At 66.1% G+C, this 14,519-nt stretch carries 17 protein-coding genes; 4 read left to right on the plus strand and 13 right to left on the minus strand.

The genetic code is table 11. The annotated features are described in order from the left end of the window. Window position 1: 1 nt before the first annotated feature. The 6 genes from LQ564_RS22750 to LQ564_RS22775 all read right to left on the minus strand — a co-directional run bounded on the left by LQ564_RS22750 (window position 2) and on the right by LQ564_RS22775 (window position 7,036). Window positions 2-1,012 (minus strand): alpha-ketoacid dehydrogenase subunit beta, encoded by a 1,011-nt coding sequence (locus LQ564_RS22750; protein WP_231060417.1) that lies wholly within the window; start codon window positions 1,010-1,012, stop codon window positions 2-4. A 38-nt stretch (window positions 1,013-1,050) separates the two neighbouring features. Next, window positions 1,051-2,283 carry a 3-methyl-2-oxobutanoate dehydrogenase (2-methylpropanoyl-transferring) subunit alpha gene (locus tag LQ564_RS22755; RefSeq protein WP_231060400.1) on the minus strand — a complete coding sequence of 411 codons (1,233 nt, stop codon included), beginning with the start codon at window positions 2,281-2,283 and terminating at the stop codon, window positions 1,051-1,053. A 291-nt stretch (window positions 2,284-2,574) separates the two neighbouring features. Then, window positions 2,575-3,579 (minus strand): Csu type fimbrial protein, encoded by a 1,005-nt coding sequence (locus tag LQ564_RS22760; RefSeq protein ID WP_231060401.1) that lies wholly within the window; start codon window positions 3,577-3,579, stop codon window positions 2,575-2,577. Then, entirely contained in the window at window positions 3,576-3,791 is a 216-nt protein-coding gene (locus tag LQ564_RS22765) for a hypothetical protein (protein ID WP_231060402.1), read from the minus strand. Before LQ564_RS22765 ends, LQ564_RS22760 begins: the two co-directional genes overlap by 4 nt. A gap of 227 nt (window positions 3,792-4,018) precedes the next feature. Beyond that, window positions 4,019-4,882, minus strand: a complete 864-nt coding sequence (locus LQ564_RS22770; protein ID WP_231060403.1) for a PEP-CTERM sorting domain-containing protein — start codon at window positions 4,880-4,882, stop codon at window positions 4,019-4,021. A 261-nt stretch (window positions 4,883-5,143) separates the two neighbouring features. Then, a complete protein-coding gene (locus LQ564_RS22775; RefSeq protein ID WP_231060404.1) occupies window positions 5,144-7,036 on the minus strand; it encodes a CocE/NonD family hydrolase in 1,893 nt (630 codons plus the stop codon). A gap of 254 nt (window positions 7,037-7,290) precedes the next feature. On the opposite strand from LQ564_RS22775, the gene LQ564_RS22780 reads away from it, so the two are divergent. Next, complete coding sequence (locus LQ564_RS22780; protein WP_231060405.1) at window positions 7,291-7,527, plus strand: hypothetical protein; 237 nt, start codon at window positions 7,291-7,293, stop codon at window positions 7,525-7,527. On the opposite strand, the gene LQ564_RS22785 is transcribed toward LQ564_RS22780, so the two are convergent. From LQ564_RS22785 to LQ564_RS22815, 7 genes are all read right to left on the minus strand, one after another. Beyond that, window positions 7,503-8,870: an amino acid permease gene (locus LQ564_RS22785; protein WP_231060406.1), complete on the minus strand. Its 1,368-nt coding sequence runs from the start codon at window positions 8,868-8,870 to the stop codon at window positions 7,503-7,505. The genes LQ564_RS22780 and LQ564_RS22785 overlap by 25 nt on opposite strands. 290 nt (window positions 8,871-9,160) lie before the next feature. Then, complete coding sequence (locus LQ564_RS22790) at window positions 9,161-9,514, minus strand: hypothetical protein (RefSeq protein ID WP_231060407.1); 354 nt, start codon at window positions 9,512-9,514, stop codon at window positions 9,161-9,163. Between the two features lie 131 nt (window positions 9,515-9,645). Further along, window positions 9,646-10,371, minus strand: a complete 726-nt coding sequence (locus tag LQ564_RS22795; RefSeq protein WP_231060408.1) for an AAA family ATPase — start codon at window positions 10,369-10,371, stop codon at window positions 9,646-9,648. Window positions 10,372-10,373: 2 nt separating this feature from the next. Beyond that, window positions 10,374-11,039 (minus strand): CPBP family intramembrane glutamic endopeptidase, encoded by a 666-nt coding sequence (locus tag LQ564_RS22800; protein ID WP_231060409.1) that lies wholly within the window; start codon window positions 11,037-11,039, stop codon window positions 10,374-10,376. 150 nt (window positions 11,040-11,189) lie between these two features. After that, on the minus strand, window positions 11,190-12,332 hold the full coding sequence (locus tag LQ564_RS22805) for a DUF3616 domain-containing protein (RefSeq protein ID WP_231060410.1): 1,143 nt from the start codon (window positions 12,330-12,332) through the stop codon (window positions 11,190-11,192). 18 nt (window positions 12,333-12,350) lie between these two features. After that, entirely contained in the window at window positions 12,351-12,968 is a 618-nt protein-coding gene (locus LQ564_RS22810) for an amidohydrolase family protein (RefSeq protein WP_231060411.1), read from the minus strand. An 86-nt stretch (window positions 12,969-13,054) separates the two neighbouring features. Next, a complete protein-coding gene (locus tag LQ564_RS22815) occupies window positions 13,055-13,465 on the minus strand; it encodes a secondary thiamine-phosphate synthase enzyme YjbQ (RefSeq protein WP_231060412.1) in 411 nt (136 codons plus the stop codon). On the opposite strand from LQ564_RS22815, the gene LQ564_RS26060 reads away from it, so the two are divergent. From LQ564_RS26060 to LQ564_RS22830, 3 genes are all read left to right on the plus strand, one after another. Beyond that, window positions 13,464-13,682 carry a hypothetical protein gene (locus LQ564_RS26060; RefSeq protein ID WP_371873535.1) on the plus strand — a complete coding sequence of 73 codons (219 nt, stop codon included), beginning with the start codon at window positions 13,464-13,466 and terminating at the stop codon, window positions 13,680-13,682. The genes LQ564_RS22815 and LQ564_RS26060 overlap by 2 nt on opposite strands. A 36-nt stretch (window positions 13,683-13,718) precedes the next feature. Continuing rightward, on the plus strand, window positions 13,719-14,342 hold the full coding sequence (locus LQ564_RS22825) for an IS607 family transposase (protein ID WP_231060413.1): 624 nt from the start codon (window positions 13,719-13,721) through the stop codon (window positions 14,340-14,342). Then, window positions 14,336-14,519 (plus strand): helix-turn-helix domain-containing protein (locus LQ564_RS22830; RefSeq protein WP_231060414.1); only part of this gene is annotated, 184 nt, incomplete at its 3' end. The genes LQ564_RS22825 and LQ564_RS22830, both read left to right, overlap by 7 nt.

Here is a 14,519-nt window from a genome sequence, read left to right on the forward strand (position 1 = left end):
TTCAACCCTCCATCGCGCGTTTCAAGGCCGCGCCGACACGGTCGGGGCCCGGGAAGTAAGCCCATTCCTGCGCATGCGGATACGGGGTGTCCCAGCCGGTGACGCGCTCGATCGGCGCCTCCAGCTGGTAGAAGCAGTGTTCCTGCACGAGAGCCGCCAGTTCGGCGCCGAAGCCGCTGGTGCGGGTGGCTTCGTGCACGATCACGCAGCGGCCGGTCTTCTTGACCGAATTGACGATGGTCTCGAGGTCCAGCGGCCAGATGCTGCGCAGGTCGATGACCTCGGCGTCGACGCCGCTTTCACGCGCCGCGGCTTCCGAAACCCAGACCATGGTGCCGTAGGCCAGCACGGTGACGTCGTTGCCCGGGCGGACGATGGCCGCCTTGTCCAGGTCGACCTTGTAGTAGCCGGTCGGGACGTTGCCCAGCGCATGGCCGGACCATGGCACGACCGGACGGTCGTGGTGGCCGTCGAACGGGCCGTTATATAAACGCTTGGGCTCCAGGAAGATCACCGGGTCGTCGTTCTCGATCGAGGCAATCAAGAGGCCTTTCGCGTCGTAGGGATTGGACGGCATCACGGTGCGCAGGCCGCACACGTGGGTGAAGAAGGCTTCCGGGCTCTGGCTGTGGGTCTGGCCGCCGTAGATGCCGCCGCCGCAGGGCATGCGGATCACCATCGACGAGGTGAACTCGCCGGCCGAGCGGTAGCGCAGGCGCGCCGCTTCGGACACGATCTGGTCGGTCGCCGGATAGAAGTAGTCGGCGAACTGGATCTCGACCACCGGGCGCAGGCCATAGGCCGCCATGCCGACGGCGGTGCCGACGATGCCGCCTTCCGAGATCGGCGCGTCGAACACGCGCGACTTGCCATACTTGGCCTGCAGGCCGTCGGTGACGCGGAACACGCCGCCGAAGAAGCCCACGTCCTGGCCGAACACCACGACGTTGCCGTCGCGTTCCATCATCACGTCCATCGCCGAGCGCAGCGCCTGGATCATGGTCATCGGCATCGTCGCCGTATCTTTCGGTTGATCGTCGCGAGCCATGCTCATACTCCCAATTCCTGTCGCTGCCGGCGCAGGTGCTCCGGCATCTCTTTATAGACGTCCTCGAACATCGTCGCGGCGCTCGGGGCGCGCTCGTCGCCCAGGATGCCGTAGGATTCGGCCTCTTTCTGGGCCGCGAGGATCTCGGCCTCGAGTTCGGCCTGGACCTTGTCGTGTTCTTCGTCCGACCACCAGCCGTTCTTCGTCAGGTGCTGGCGCAGGCGCGCGACCGGGTCGCCCAGCGGGAAGTGCTGGAAGTCGTCGGCCGGGCGGTAGCGCGAAGGATCGTCCGAAGTCGAGTGCGGGCCGGCGCGGTAGGTGACCCATTCGATCAGGGTCGGGCCCAGGTTCGAGCGGGCGCGTTCGGCGGCCCAGCGCGAAGCGGAGAGCACCGCCAGGAAGTCGTTGCCGTCCACGCGCAGCGAGGCGATGCCGCTGCCGATGCCGCGGGTGGCGAAGGTGACGCTCTCGCCGCCGGCGATCGCCTGGAAGGTCGAGATCGCCCACTGGTTGTTCACCACGTTCATGATCACCGGCGCGCGGTAGACGTGGGCGAAGGTCAGGGCGGTCGAGAAGTCGGATTCGGCGGTAGCGCCGTCGCCGATCCAGGCCGAAGCAATCGTCGTGTCGCCCTTGATGGCGGACGCCATGGCCCAGCCCACGGCTTGCGGGTACTGGGTCGCGAGGTTGCCGGAAATCGTGAAGAAGCCGGCGCGGCGGACCGAGTACATCACCGGCAGCTGGCGGCCCTTGAGCGGATCGCGCTCGTTGGACAGCAGCTGGCAGATCATCTCGACCAGCGGAATCTGTTTCGCCATCAGGAGGCTCTGCTGGCGGTAGGTGGGGAAGTGCATGTCGCCGTCCTGCAGGGCCAGGGCCTGGGCGGTGCCGATGGCTTCCTCGCCGAGCGAGGTCATGTAGAACGACATCTTCTTCTGGCGCTGGGCGATCACCATGCGCGCATCGAAAATGCGGGTCTTCATCATGGTGCGCAGGCCGAAGCGCAGCAGTTCGGGATCGGCCTTCGGGTCCCAGGGACCGACGGCGTCGCCGTTCTCGTCCAGGACGCGGATCAGGCCGGTTGCGATATCGCTTGTCTCCAAAGGAGCGACATCGACGGGCGGACGCCGGACGGAACCGGCAGGGCTTAATTGCAAATACGAAAAATCGGTCTTGCATCCCGGACGGCCGGTAGGCTCCGGTACATGCAGTGACAGAGGCTTACTCTGACTCATAAACGCTACCCCTTTGTAAGGTGAAATGCGGCAAGTATTATGAGACCAACGGCGCCCGCCACGGGGCTCGCGCGGAACTATTTTCATATTGCTATGCAGCATACGCCGTGCAGCAAAATCCGGCGCCGGGCCACATCTGCGCAAAGGCGACAGTATCGATGGGGCACGACCGCGAAACTATGCCGCAACGCAGGGAATGGAAGAATAAAAGCTGGCTTTCCAGCCTTTGTGCGATGCAATGCGGCGCGCCGGCGGCAGCGCCGCAAAAATCATGGAAATCGTGGCAATTGCCTAGAACGAGACGGTGGCCGTCACCGTGTCCTTGTAGTCGCCCGGCGTCGGCGTGGTCTGCGGATCGACCCGGCTGAAGACCCCGAGCGCCTGCACCGCGCCGGTGCCGGTGCCGCCCAGCGGCTGGCCGACGGTGCCGTCGCCCCAGTTGCCACCGTCCAGGGTAGCCGAGAGCGTGTAGCGCACCATCTCGCCGGTCACGGGGTTCTTCATGCGGCGCACGCCGCCGGCGCCGTTGGCGCCGGCATTCAGCGTGACCTGGTAGGGGCTGCCGGCGGTGCACTGGACGTTGATCGTGGTGCGCGCACGCACGGCCGCGCTCAGGACGTTGGTGGCGCCGAAGGTCAGCGGATTGGCGTTGATGTAGCAGTCGTTCACCACGCTGGCGCGCGCCTGGAACGAGAAGGTCGCGATGCTGCCGTTCGTGCAGCCGGTATCGACCAGGGTGCCGAAGGCGTAGCGCAGGATGCCGAGCCCCGCGAAACTCGCGGTATAGGTGGTGCTGGCGCCCCCGCTGGTGGGCACGGCGCCGATGGCGTTGCCAGGAATGCGGCCGTATACGGTGACGCTGCCGGTGGCGGTCCCGAGCGAGAGCAGGGCGGTCAGTGAGGCGTTGAACGCGGCGGTGCCGGTGGCGGCGCCCTGGCCCCAGATCTTCGCGGCCGCATAACTGGCATCGGTGTACAGGTTGAAGGGCAGGGCGTTCCCGCCGTTCTTCATGGTGCGCAGGGCGTAGTCGTTGCCGCCCAGGGTGGCGCAGACCGATACGTTGGGCAATAGCAGGCCGGCCAGGCCGCTACCGGGCGAGTAGGTGCAGTTGATGGTCAGCGTCCCGGTCGCGTAGTAGTCGCTGCCGGCGATCGGGCTGACCTTGTCGAACACGACGTCGGTCATCGAGGCGCTGCAGGTGTTGGCGCGCGCCGTGGCCGGCGCCAGCCACAGGGCCAGCAGCGGCAGGGCCAGCAGCAGCAGGCGGCGCCACGGGCGCAGGTGTTTGGTGATCATGGTGTTCCTCGTGTCCTCGGTGTTACTGGACGACCACGTCCATTGTCCCAGCCGACGGCGCTCAGTGACAGCCGGGCGCCGAGCAGGGCGCTCCGGGTCGGGTCGACGCTGGGCGGGCGCGCACCGGCCGACACGCAGGCGCCGGTCGCGGTGCAGGCCGCTTGCGCGCCGATGGCGGCGAACAGGCTGGATATCAATAGTAATTTGGCCAAGAAACCTGTCCGGGAGGGGGCTGGCCAGGGCGACGATGCGGTCATCGAGTCAACTCATGTTTTACCGCATCGCATGGTATCACTTTTGCCGATTTCTATCAAGAAACATCTGGCCGATTCTCCCTGTCGGCTTCCGCCTCGCTGGTGCGCAAGCGTGGAAAGCGGTGCGGCCGGACGCGGACAGATACTGCGTCCGGCCCGGCAGGGGTGGAGCCCGAGGCTGTGGATCAGCGCGCGCCGTTGCGGCGCCGGCGCGCGGCCAGCCCGAAGGCGCCGATGGCGAGCAGGCCGAGAGTGGCCGGTTCCGGCACGTCGGCGGCGGCCAGTTCGAAGTTGGTGCTGGTGCCGACGCCGCCGATGTTCCAGGCGATATTGTCGACCGCGCCGCTGAACGGCGCCCAGCCGCTGCCAACGCCCGAGCTGAAGCCGATGATGACGGCGCCGGACAGGAAGGACTGCCAGTCGGCCAGGGTGCTGTTGTAGGCATAGCCGTTGCCGTCCAGGTCGTACTCGTTGCCGAGGCCGAGGCCGAAGTTCCAGACGAAGCTGTTACCGTTGACGATGTCGCTGGTCCACTGGTCGACCGAGGTCGGCAGGCCGTTGTAGACGCGTTCGAACACCAAGCCGCCGCGGTCGTTTACGGTCGACAGGTCGCCGTCGCGGTCGAGCAGGACGCGCAGCGAAGGGTGCAGGTGGGCGGTGGCCTGGCTGGAGGCGTCGCGGTACCAGTCGTAGGACATCGAGACCAGGTCGGAAAACAGGCCGAGCGAAGCGGTCGAACCGTAGTTGCCAGTCGGTGCGATGGCGCCCGGCAGGTATTCGATGTCGGCCTTGCCGTTGTTCGGGGCGTTGAAGGCGACCGAACCGTTGCCCGAGCGCGGGTGGCTGGCGTCGATGCCGACGCTGGTGTCATTCCTCACGTTGTTGTAGTACCAGCCGCTGGTCCCGATGGCCTGGCCCTGGTTGGTGGAGGTCGGATTGGTGTAGGCATCGCCGCCGGCGTTGTTGGCGGTGACGACGCCGGCATGGGCGGCAGGCGCGGCGAGGACGGCCGCGAGAGACAATGCTGCGGCGGTAGAAATCGCGTTCATGAAAGGCTCCCTGTATGTTTTGGATAATTATTTGTGCTGCGATCATGCAGCAGCAATAACCATTCCACGACAAGCGGGACCTTTGAAATCAGTGACTTGCGGTATGCGTTACAGACCGCCTGTAAAGATTTCTGACAGTAGGGTGAGCCTGGGCGGCCCCGCGGGCCTCCGCCCACGCGTTCAAATTACGTCTCGTGGCCCGCTCCGTGGCAACCCCCCGTTCGTTGAACGCGTGGGCGAGGGATCGCCCACCCTACGATGTCACCGGACTACCGGCAGCTCGATGTAGCTCTGGTTCGCGCTGTCGTGGTGCACCGCGTTGTCCGCGATCACGCCGGTCTTCTCGCTCTCGTTCGCGCCGCCGGTGTTCAGGTTGCGCACGAATTTCGGGAAGTTCGACGAGCTCACTTCGACGCGGATGCGGTGGCCGGCGCCGAACTGGATCGCGGTGGCGATCGGGGTCGGGCGGATCGTCACGACTTCACCGCTCTTGAGCATTTCCGGCTTGTCGTAGCCATTGCGGTAGCGGGCGCGGAAGATGGTGTCGCCGATGATCCAGGCGGTGCCGTCCGGCGCCACGTCGACCAGTTTCACCGCGAAGTCGGTGTCCTTGGCGTTCGACGACACTTTCAGGACCGCGTCGACGAAGCCGGCCACGCTGACCGGCTTGGGCAGCGGGTCGCTGGTGTAGACCAGCACGTCGTTGCGCGCCTCGACCGGACGCTGGTCGAAGGCGCCGGGGATCACGATGCCGCCGTTGCAGCAGTCGCCGCCGCCCACGGTCTGGGTCGGGTTCATCGGGTCGTAGCGGTAGCGGTCCGCCGCCTCGTTCGCGGCCGGCGCCTCGCTTGCCAGGCGGCCGTCACCGTACAGCGAATTCGCGCGGCCGCCGGAACGCAGGTAAAGGCGCATCGGCTTGACGTTCTCCGGCGGCCAGGCGCCGGCGTTCTGCCACTTGTTGGCGCCCATCTCGTAGTAGCGCACCTTCGGGGTGGTCGAGGGGAATGCTTTGCTGTCACCTTTCAGCCAGCGGTCGAACCAGCCATAGACGGCGCCGTCGACGTCGAAACTGGTGTCGCCCATCGAGCGCTCGCCCACCACCGTGTTCGGGCCCAGGCGCGCGAACTGGCAGTGCGGCACCGGCGCCACCACGGCATACTGGTTATTGCTGGCTTCCTTGTCGGTGCCGGCGGCGCGTGCGTGGTTGAACAGTTCCAGGTTGGGGCCGATGGAGACGTCGTACCAGCTGTTGAACCACAGCGCCGGCACGCCCCAGCCCATGCCTTCGTGGTAGAGGCCGCCCTTGTTCCAGGCAGGGTCGGCCGGGGAACGTTTAATGAGTTCCTCGAAGGTGCCGGCCGGTTCGCCGAGCGAGCTCAGCAACTGGTCGACCGGCAGGTGCTTGATCTGCTTGTTCCAGTCCACCTTCGGCTTGGCCGGGTCGAGGTCGTCATAGGACCGGATGCGGGCGCGCATCTTCTCGTCGGCGATCGCCGGCAACTGGGCGCGCAGCGGATTGTCGACGCCGTACAGCCAGACGAAGAACAGGTTGCGCGGCACGCCGCCGGTGTACCAGTTGCCCTGCTCCTGGAAGCGGCCGACCTTGCCGATGCCGGCGCCGGAGGCCATCGGCACCATCGCCGCGTGGGCCGGGTGGTTCAGGCCGGCCAGGGCCAGCTGCCATTCGGCCGAGGACGAGCAGCCCAGGGTGCCGACCTTGCCGTTCGACCAGGGTTGCTCGGCGATCCAGCTCAGGGTGTCGTAGCCGTCGGTCTGCGGATTGCCGAGGATTTCCCATTTACCTTCGGAGAAATAGCGGCCGCGTTCGTTCTGGACGATGAAAATGTAGCCGCGCTTGACCGATTCGAGCGCGTAGCGCATCGTGCCGCCCTTGAGCTTGCCTTCGTTGTACGGCGTCTTCCACAGGATCACGGGGAGCTTGCCGCTGACGTTCTTCGGCATGTAGATGTCGGTCGACAGCGAGACGCCGTCGCGCATGCGCACCATGACCGACAGGCGCGAGGTGGCGATCTGCGCGATCTCGCGGTCCTGGGCTTCCGGGCTGTAGCGGGTGTAATCCTGGGCGGCGGCGAACCTGGCGGCGTCGCCGGAGAACAGTGCAAGTGCGACGAGGCTGGCGGTAATCTTCTTCAAAGTCTTCCCCCTGGTGTAGTGTGAAAGGTCGGCTCTTGGGCCCTATTTATTGCAACCTGGACACTGTAACAATAAAGCCCGGCTGCGGCGAGCGCGCCATGACTTTTTAAACGCGGTCGGCGCCATCGCGAGCGATGTGATGTTTATTGGCGTCTTTACAAGGTATTTGCGAGCGTCCGAATGAGCCGCAAATGCTCCCCCCAAGCGTGGCATCGGTATCTGGACGAAGCCGGCAGCGGGGCCACGATGTGAAGATGCGTATCGTGCAACGTCTCCTGCTTGTCGGGCGCAGCGTCGTTCCCTGCAGCCTGCCGCGGCGGCCGGTGTCTGGAGGGTTTCGCCGGGGGCAAACCCGGCCACTTCGGCCAGCAAGGGATGCGCGCGCGGCCCGGATCGGCGCCAGACTGCGCATCGACAGCGACGACGGCGGCATCACCGTCACGCTGGCGATTCCGCTGGAGCCCGGCTACACGACGGCGCTGCGCGCCTGACGCAGCCCATAGGCCACGGCGAGCAGGGCCAGCCAGGCCGGGATCATCCAGACCGACAGCCGCAGGCCGGGGGTCAGGTACATCACGACGATGATGCCGGCCAGGAAGACCAGGCACAGGTAATTCGTGAGCGGGAAGAGGGGGCTGCGGAAGGCGGTGGCCTGGCTGGAGGCCGTCTTCTGGCGACGAAAGCGCAGGTGGCTCCAGCAGATCATGCCCCAGTTGATGACCAGCGCCGACACGGCCAGCCCCATCAGCATGCCGAAGGCTTCCTTCGGCAGGAAGTAATTGATGCAGATGCAGATCCCGGTGGCCACCGCCGACACGGCCAGCGCCGCCAAGGGCACGCCGCGTTTCGATACCTTCAGCAGGGCGCGCGGCGCGTTGCCCTGTTCGGCCAGGCCGAACAGCATGCGGCTGTTGGCGTAGACGCAGCCGTTGTAGACCGACAGCGCGGCGGTCAGGACCACCAGGTTCAGGACGTTGGCGACCGCATTGCTGTCGAGCGCGGCGAAGATCAGGACGAAGGGGCTGCCGCCGAGGGCGACCTTGGACCACGGGTAGAGCATCAGCAGCACGGCCAGCGCGCCGACGTAGAAGATGGCGATGCGCCAGATTGCCTGGTTGATGGCGCGCGGGATGGTGCGGCCCGGGTTGTCCGCCTCGGCGGCGGTGATGCCGATCATTTCCAGGCCGCCGAAGGAGAACATGATCACCGCCATCGACAGGGCCAGGCCGGTGAAGCCGTTCGGGAAGAAGCCGCCGTGGCGCCACAGGTTGGACACGCCCGCCTGCGGGCCGGCGCTGTCGCTCGCCAGCAGGTAGATGCCGAACACGATCATCCCGACCACGGCGGCCACCTTGATGATCGAGAACCAGAATTCCAGTTCGCCGAAGGCGCGCACATTGAGCAGGCTGAGGGCGTTGACGACGACGAAGAAGCCCAGCGCCGAGACCCAGGTCGGGACCTCGGGGAACCAGTACTGGACGTAGATGCCGAGCGCCGACAGTTCGGCCATGCTGACGAGGATGTACATGACCCAGTAGTTCCAGCCGGAGGCGAAGCCGGCCAGCGGGCTGCCGTACTTGCTGGCGAAGTAGCCGAAGGAACCGGCGACGGGCTCGTCGACGATCATCTCGCCCATCTGGCGCATGATGAGGAAGGCGATCAGGCCGGCGACCGCATAGCCGAGCAGGGCGGCGGGGCCGGCTTGCTGGATGGTCTGGGCCACGCCCAGGAACAGGCCGGTGCCGATGGCGCCGCCGAGGGCGATCAGCTGGATGTGGCGGTTCTTGAGTCCGCGCTTGAGCTCGTGCGCGGGCGGGTGCTGCGGGTTGTCCATCGTCGGCCTTAAGGAAAAGGTTGCCTTAAAGCCAGCGATTCTACTGCATGGAACTCGGCCGTGGACGGCGGCGGCGCGATTATTGCCTGCCGCTGCCGCCCCCGGCGGGCTCAGAAGCCGCGGTAGTTGCGGCCATAGGCCGAGCGGCGCGCGTACTTGCCGCCGAATTTCTTCCACAGCAGGCCGGCAATCGCCATCATGATCATCTTGCGCATCGTAAGCTCCATTCATGGGTGGGTTGGGAATGCCGCCAGCTTAGCAAGAACGCCGGCGACGCGGCGCAAGCATGGTCAGCCCGGCATCACGTGATAGGCGAACACACCGGCAACGAATGCCAGCAGCATTTTCCCGACGTGCAGGCACATGCGGCCGATCGCCGGCAGCCGGGCCCGCGGCGGGCGACTGCGCGCGAGGTAGGCGGGAATCCCGAGCGGCGCGAAGACCACGACGGCGCTGGTCATCCATGCCGGCGGCAGGAACTGGCGCCGCTCGCTGTCCAGGCGGTACCAGTAATAGGGGAGGAAATTTGACAGAAATCCCGACAGCAGGACCCACCAGGGAGGTATCACCATGTGTTCGGCGGCATACTGCGCCTCAGTCATGCCGCTGGCCAGCATGAGCGCCAGCAGCGCCCACAGAATCATTTTTGGTGTCATGCACAAACCCGGACTGCGAAAGGCCGCGAGAATAGCACCGGGCATCACCCACGAAATTCAACAATTCTCACAAAAACGGCAAATCCAGCGATTCATGCGCGGCGGGTAATGCAGGCGCTTCACTCGTCGTCGAACAGTTGCTGCAGGCGGCGCGGATAGTGGTTGAGGAAGTCGCGCGTGGTCGCGTAGTGCTCGGTGTCCTGGTAGGCGACCGGCGTGATGCCCGTATCGTCGAAGCTGAGGATGGCCGCGCGCGGATAGGCCAGCAGGATGGGCGAGTGGGTGGCGATGATGAACTGTGCATCCTTCTTGACCAGCTCGTCGATGATGCACAGGGCGCCGAGCTGGCGGTTCGGCGACAGCGCCGCCTCCGGCTCATCGAGCAGGTAGAGGCCGCCGGGCTGGAAGTTTTGCAGCAGCTCGGCGAAGGCTTCGCCGTGCGAGCGCCGGTGCAGGCCGCCGCCGTTGCGCCGTTCGCCGCCTACCTCGTCCATGTAGCTGAACACATTGAACATGCTTTCCGCGCGCAGGAACCAGGCATGGCGCGACTGGCGCGCGCCCTTGACCAGCTTCAGGTGCCGCTCCAGCGGAGAGACTTCCTGCTGCGGCCGGTGCACGCTGCGCGGCCCGCCTTCGGCCGGCAAGCCGAGGGCGACGGCGATCGCTTCCAGCACGGTCGACTTGCCGGCCCCGTTCTCGCCGACGAAAAAGGTGACGTCCGGATGCATGTCGATCACGCCCATGTCCCTGACCGCGGGGATGGTGAAGGGATAGGTGTCGAGGTCGATGTCGGCGCGCGGATCGACCGACACCGAGCGCAGGTACGGTTTGCCGAACAGGTTCATGGTCAGAGAAAGGCGATCAGGTCGATGACGATGTGGGCGAACACCAGCGGGAACAGGCGGTTGGTACGCTGGAAGTAAAGCCCGAACAGGAGGCCGCACAGCAGCACCGACACGACCCCGACCGGACCCTGGTAGGAATGGTACAGCACGCGCACGAACAGCGTGACGCCGATCGCGGTCGAGGCGCCGTAGCGGCGCATGCCGCGCGTCAGGTAGCCCATCAGGAACACTTCCTCGTACAGGCCGTTCACGACCATGGCGGGAATGGTGCTCGACCAGGTGACCATGGTGGCGGCCAGCATCTCGTCGATGGCGGTGGTGCCGAAAGAGGGCATCATGAGTGCGACCACGCCGTCCAGCAGGAAGACGGCGGCGCACAGCAGCGCGCCCTCGACCATCCCGCGCAATGATGGCTGGGGGACGAGTGTGCGCAGCGGATACGCGCGGCCGCGCAGCAGGAACAGGGCGATCGCCGCCAGGATCAGTTCGAGGCGCACGAGATGATCGAAACCCGCATCCGAAAAACCGTTCGCTGCGCCCGGCCGCCAGCTGGACGCGGTGTCGAGCGAGGCAGCGATGAAGAGGCCGAAGCAGATCAGGACGATGGTCAGGGCTTCGAGCGGCGTCGCGTGGGGCGCGGCGCCCAGTTCGTCGGGATTGGCGCTCATCGGATGCCGGCGAGCGGGCGCGGTGATGTGGGAGAACCGGGACTGACTGGCATGGGGCATGGTTGGATGTCGACGCCGTAGCATAGCAGCGCTGACGTACCCCAAAATGCGCGCAATCTCACCGCCGGACGGCGCCGGCTGCGCTCCCGGTCAATCCCGCCTGCGCTTGCGCGGAATCGTGTAGACGTCCGCCACCAGCGTGCTGTCGCCGATCTGGCGACCGGGCGAGGCGCTGTCGTGCACGATCAGCAGCTCGGTTTCCTTGCCGTCCTTGCCGGGGAAGAGACTCATGCCTTCGGGATGATCGACCCCTTGGCCAAAGGGCAGTTCCAGCACGGTTTCGAGTTCCTGCGCGTGCACCACGCGTTCGCCCGCTGGCGCCGCGGCGCCGCGCCAGCGCAGCACCCGCACCGGGCCGTCCAGGTCCATGGTCGGCCCGGCCAGCACCAGGATGTCCTTGCCCTGCACGCACAGGTCGCGGATGCCGAGGCCGTGCAGGTCGAGGAAATGCTTGCGGTACAGCGCGCCGTCCTTGTCGAGCGGCGCCAGGCGCAGGAGGGCTTGCTCTTCGTCGTCGGCCAGGGCGACTTCGATCACCAGCGCCCAGCCGCGCAGCACGGGGCCGCGCAGGCCGAGCAGCAAATGGTCGCCGGCCACCGCCAGCCCCTCGATGTCGAAGCCGTTGTCCTTGCCGGGGATGGCAAGAAAAGGGCCGAGGTGGGGGTCGTCCTTCAGCAGCGCGGTCAGCTCGTTGCCGTGGGCGTCGCCGCGCAGCATGGCGGCGCGGCGGGTCTTGTTCTTGCCCTGGTATTCGCGCGCCAGGCCGTAGCCGCCGTCCTCCTCGACTACCGGGATGCGCCCGAGCAGGTAGCGGTTGCCGTCGGCGCTGACGCTGGCCAGGCGCTTGTGCGCCTTGCGCACGCCGTCCTCTCCCTTCGGCTGGCGCCGGCGCAGGCTGTGCGAGCCGGCGATCCACAGGTACTTGCCGTCGCAGGCCAGGCCTTCGATGTCGGCCTCGTTGATGTCCTCGACCGTCTCGCCATGCGCCGGCAGCGGCAGCGGCAGGTAGTCGTGCAGCGCGTACTGGCGGTGTTCGCGCGCGAAGCTGCTCTGGCCGGTGCCGTCGGGCTCGCACACGGTCAGGCGCTCGATGCTGACCGATTCGTCGTTGGCCAGCCACAGCGTGTGGCCCATGCGCAGGGCCACCGACAGGCCGTCGCGCAATTCCTTGCCGGGGCTGAGGTCGTCGCGTTCGGGGTGGAATTCGAGCAGGACGATGTTCGATGGGTGCATGGTCGGGTGTATGCCGGTCTAGCGTAGATAGGGGGCGACGTTGCGGGCGATGCGCTCGACTTCCGCGGGCGTCAGGGGCAGGGCGCGCAAGGCCGCCCATGCCGCGGCGGGTTTCATTCTACCCGGCGTGGCGGCGCGGAACACGTCCTGCAGGCGCGCGATGTGGGCCGGGTTCTCGAGCTGGACGTCGGAATTCCCGAAGTGCATCTTGATCCCGTGGCGCAGGACGGGGTGGGCGGCGCAGCGCTCCAGCTCCCGCAGCGCATAGTCTTTCAGCGGATTGAAGCCGCACAAGGCGCGCAGCCGGTCCGGATACTTCGCCGCCTGCGCCGCGGTCCAGTCGTTTTCCGCTTTCACCTTCGCGTAGTCGTCCTCCACCTGACGGGAAGGGCTGCCGAACATGTAGGCGACCGACAGCACCGTGGCGCGCCGGATCCCGGCGCCGTCCAGGTAGCCGATGAGTTCCCCGGCTGTCAATTCTCGCAGCGCGTCCGGCCCCGGTTTGGGGTCCAGCAGGGCGATGATGGCGGGGCTGAACAGGTGCTGGTGGTGGTCGGCGGCCGGCGCGACCGCCGACGCGGCAAGGGGAAGGGACAGCGCGGCCGCCAGGCACAGGCGGCGGAACAGGCGGAACATGGCGGCGCCTCCGTCGATGGGAATGTGACGCCAGCCTCAGACCGCACGCACTCCTTGTCCACGGATTGCCGATGCATACGCCGCGGCTAGAGGACAGTCACCACCACCCGGCGCCGGTGCGGCGTGGTGCGGTGTTCGTACAAATAAATGCCCTGCCAGGTGCCGAGCAGCAGGCGGCCAGCGTCCACCGGCACCGTCACGCTGGAGCCGGTGAGCATGTTGCGCACGTGGGCGGCCATGTCGTCGGGGCCCTCGGCGTCGTGGTGGTAGGCCGGGTCGCCGTCCGGGGCCAGGCGCGCGAGGATGGTGTCGAGGTCGCGCCGCACGTCGGCGTCGGCGTTCTCGGTGATGATGAGCGAACAGCTGGTGTGCTGGACGAAGACGTGGGCCAGGCCGGCGCCCGCGCCGGCGTCCGCCACGGCCTGCGCGACGTCAAGCGTGATGTCGCGCGTGCCGCGCCCGCGGGTGGAAAATTCGAGGATGGTCTGGTGTGCCATGCGGCGCAGCTTAGCAGGTTTGCGCCAGCACGCGCGCCGCGACCAGGGCGTCCAGGCGCTCCATCAGGAGGCGCCGGTTGGGCAGGCCGGTGAGCACGTCGTGGAAGGCGAGGCGGTGGATCGCCCGGCCGCGTTGCGGCGCTCGGTGATGTCGCGCCCGACCGCCACCCAGTGGCTGTTGCGCCCGCCCTCGCTGGCGAAGGGTTTTAACAGTTAGTTTGGAACTTATTCATTTTTAAGTAGTCATACTCATATGAACAAGTTTTTGTCCATCACCGCTGCCGCGCAAGCGCTTGGCGTTTCGGCCAGCACGCTGAGACGCTGGGAGGCGACCGGCAAGCTCATCCCCAACCGGACCAAAGGTGGTCAACGCCGCTACGATCTCGCATCGATGCATCCTGAGCGCTACCACAGCGCACCGCTAGCGCGTAGGACCGTCGCCTATGCACGTGTCTCCAGTAACGACCAGAAAGGAGACTTGGAGCGACAGGAGCATGTGCTGGAATTGTACTGCGCAGCCCAAGGTTGGCCCTTCGAGATCATTACCGATCTCGGTTCGAGCATGAACTACCACAAGAAAGGATTGAGAAAGCTGCTGGGTGAGATCCTTGACGGGAACATTGGCCGCCTGGTCCTTGTCCATCAAGACCGATTGCTGCGTTTCGGGGCTGAACTAGTGTTCGCCATCTGCCAGGCGAAACAGGTCGAGGTCGTGATCATCAACCAGGGCGAAGACCGGAGTTTTGAAGAGGAACTGGCCACCGACGTCCTGAAGATCATCAAGGTGTTATCGGCCAGATTGTACGGTAGCCGCAGACACAAGAATCAGAAGCTGATCGATGGTGTGAAAGCCTCAATAAAGGATGCGCAATGCTGACTGCCCACCAGATCCGGCTCGATCCGAACAATGTGCAGGCAAGGTATTTAGCACGAGCGGCGGGGACTGCCCGCTTTGCCTATAACTGGGCGCTGGAAGAATGGACCCGCCAGTATCAGGCGCACCTGCTTGACCCGAAACTGCCGACGCCGAACGAAGCTGCGCTCCGGCGTCAGC

Origin of the sequence: Massilia phyllostachyos (genome assembly GCF_021044825.1) — a bacterium.
GTDB lineage: Bacteria > Pseudomonadota > Gammaproteobacteria > Burkholderiales > Burkholderiaceae_D > Telluria > Telluria phyllostachyos.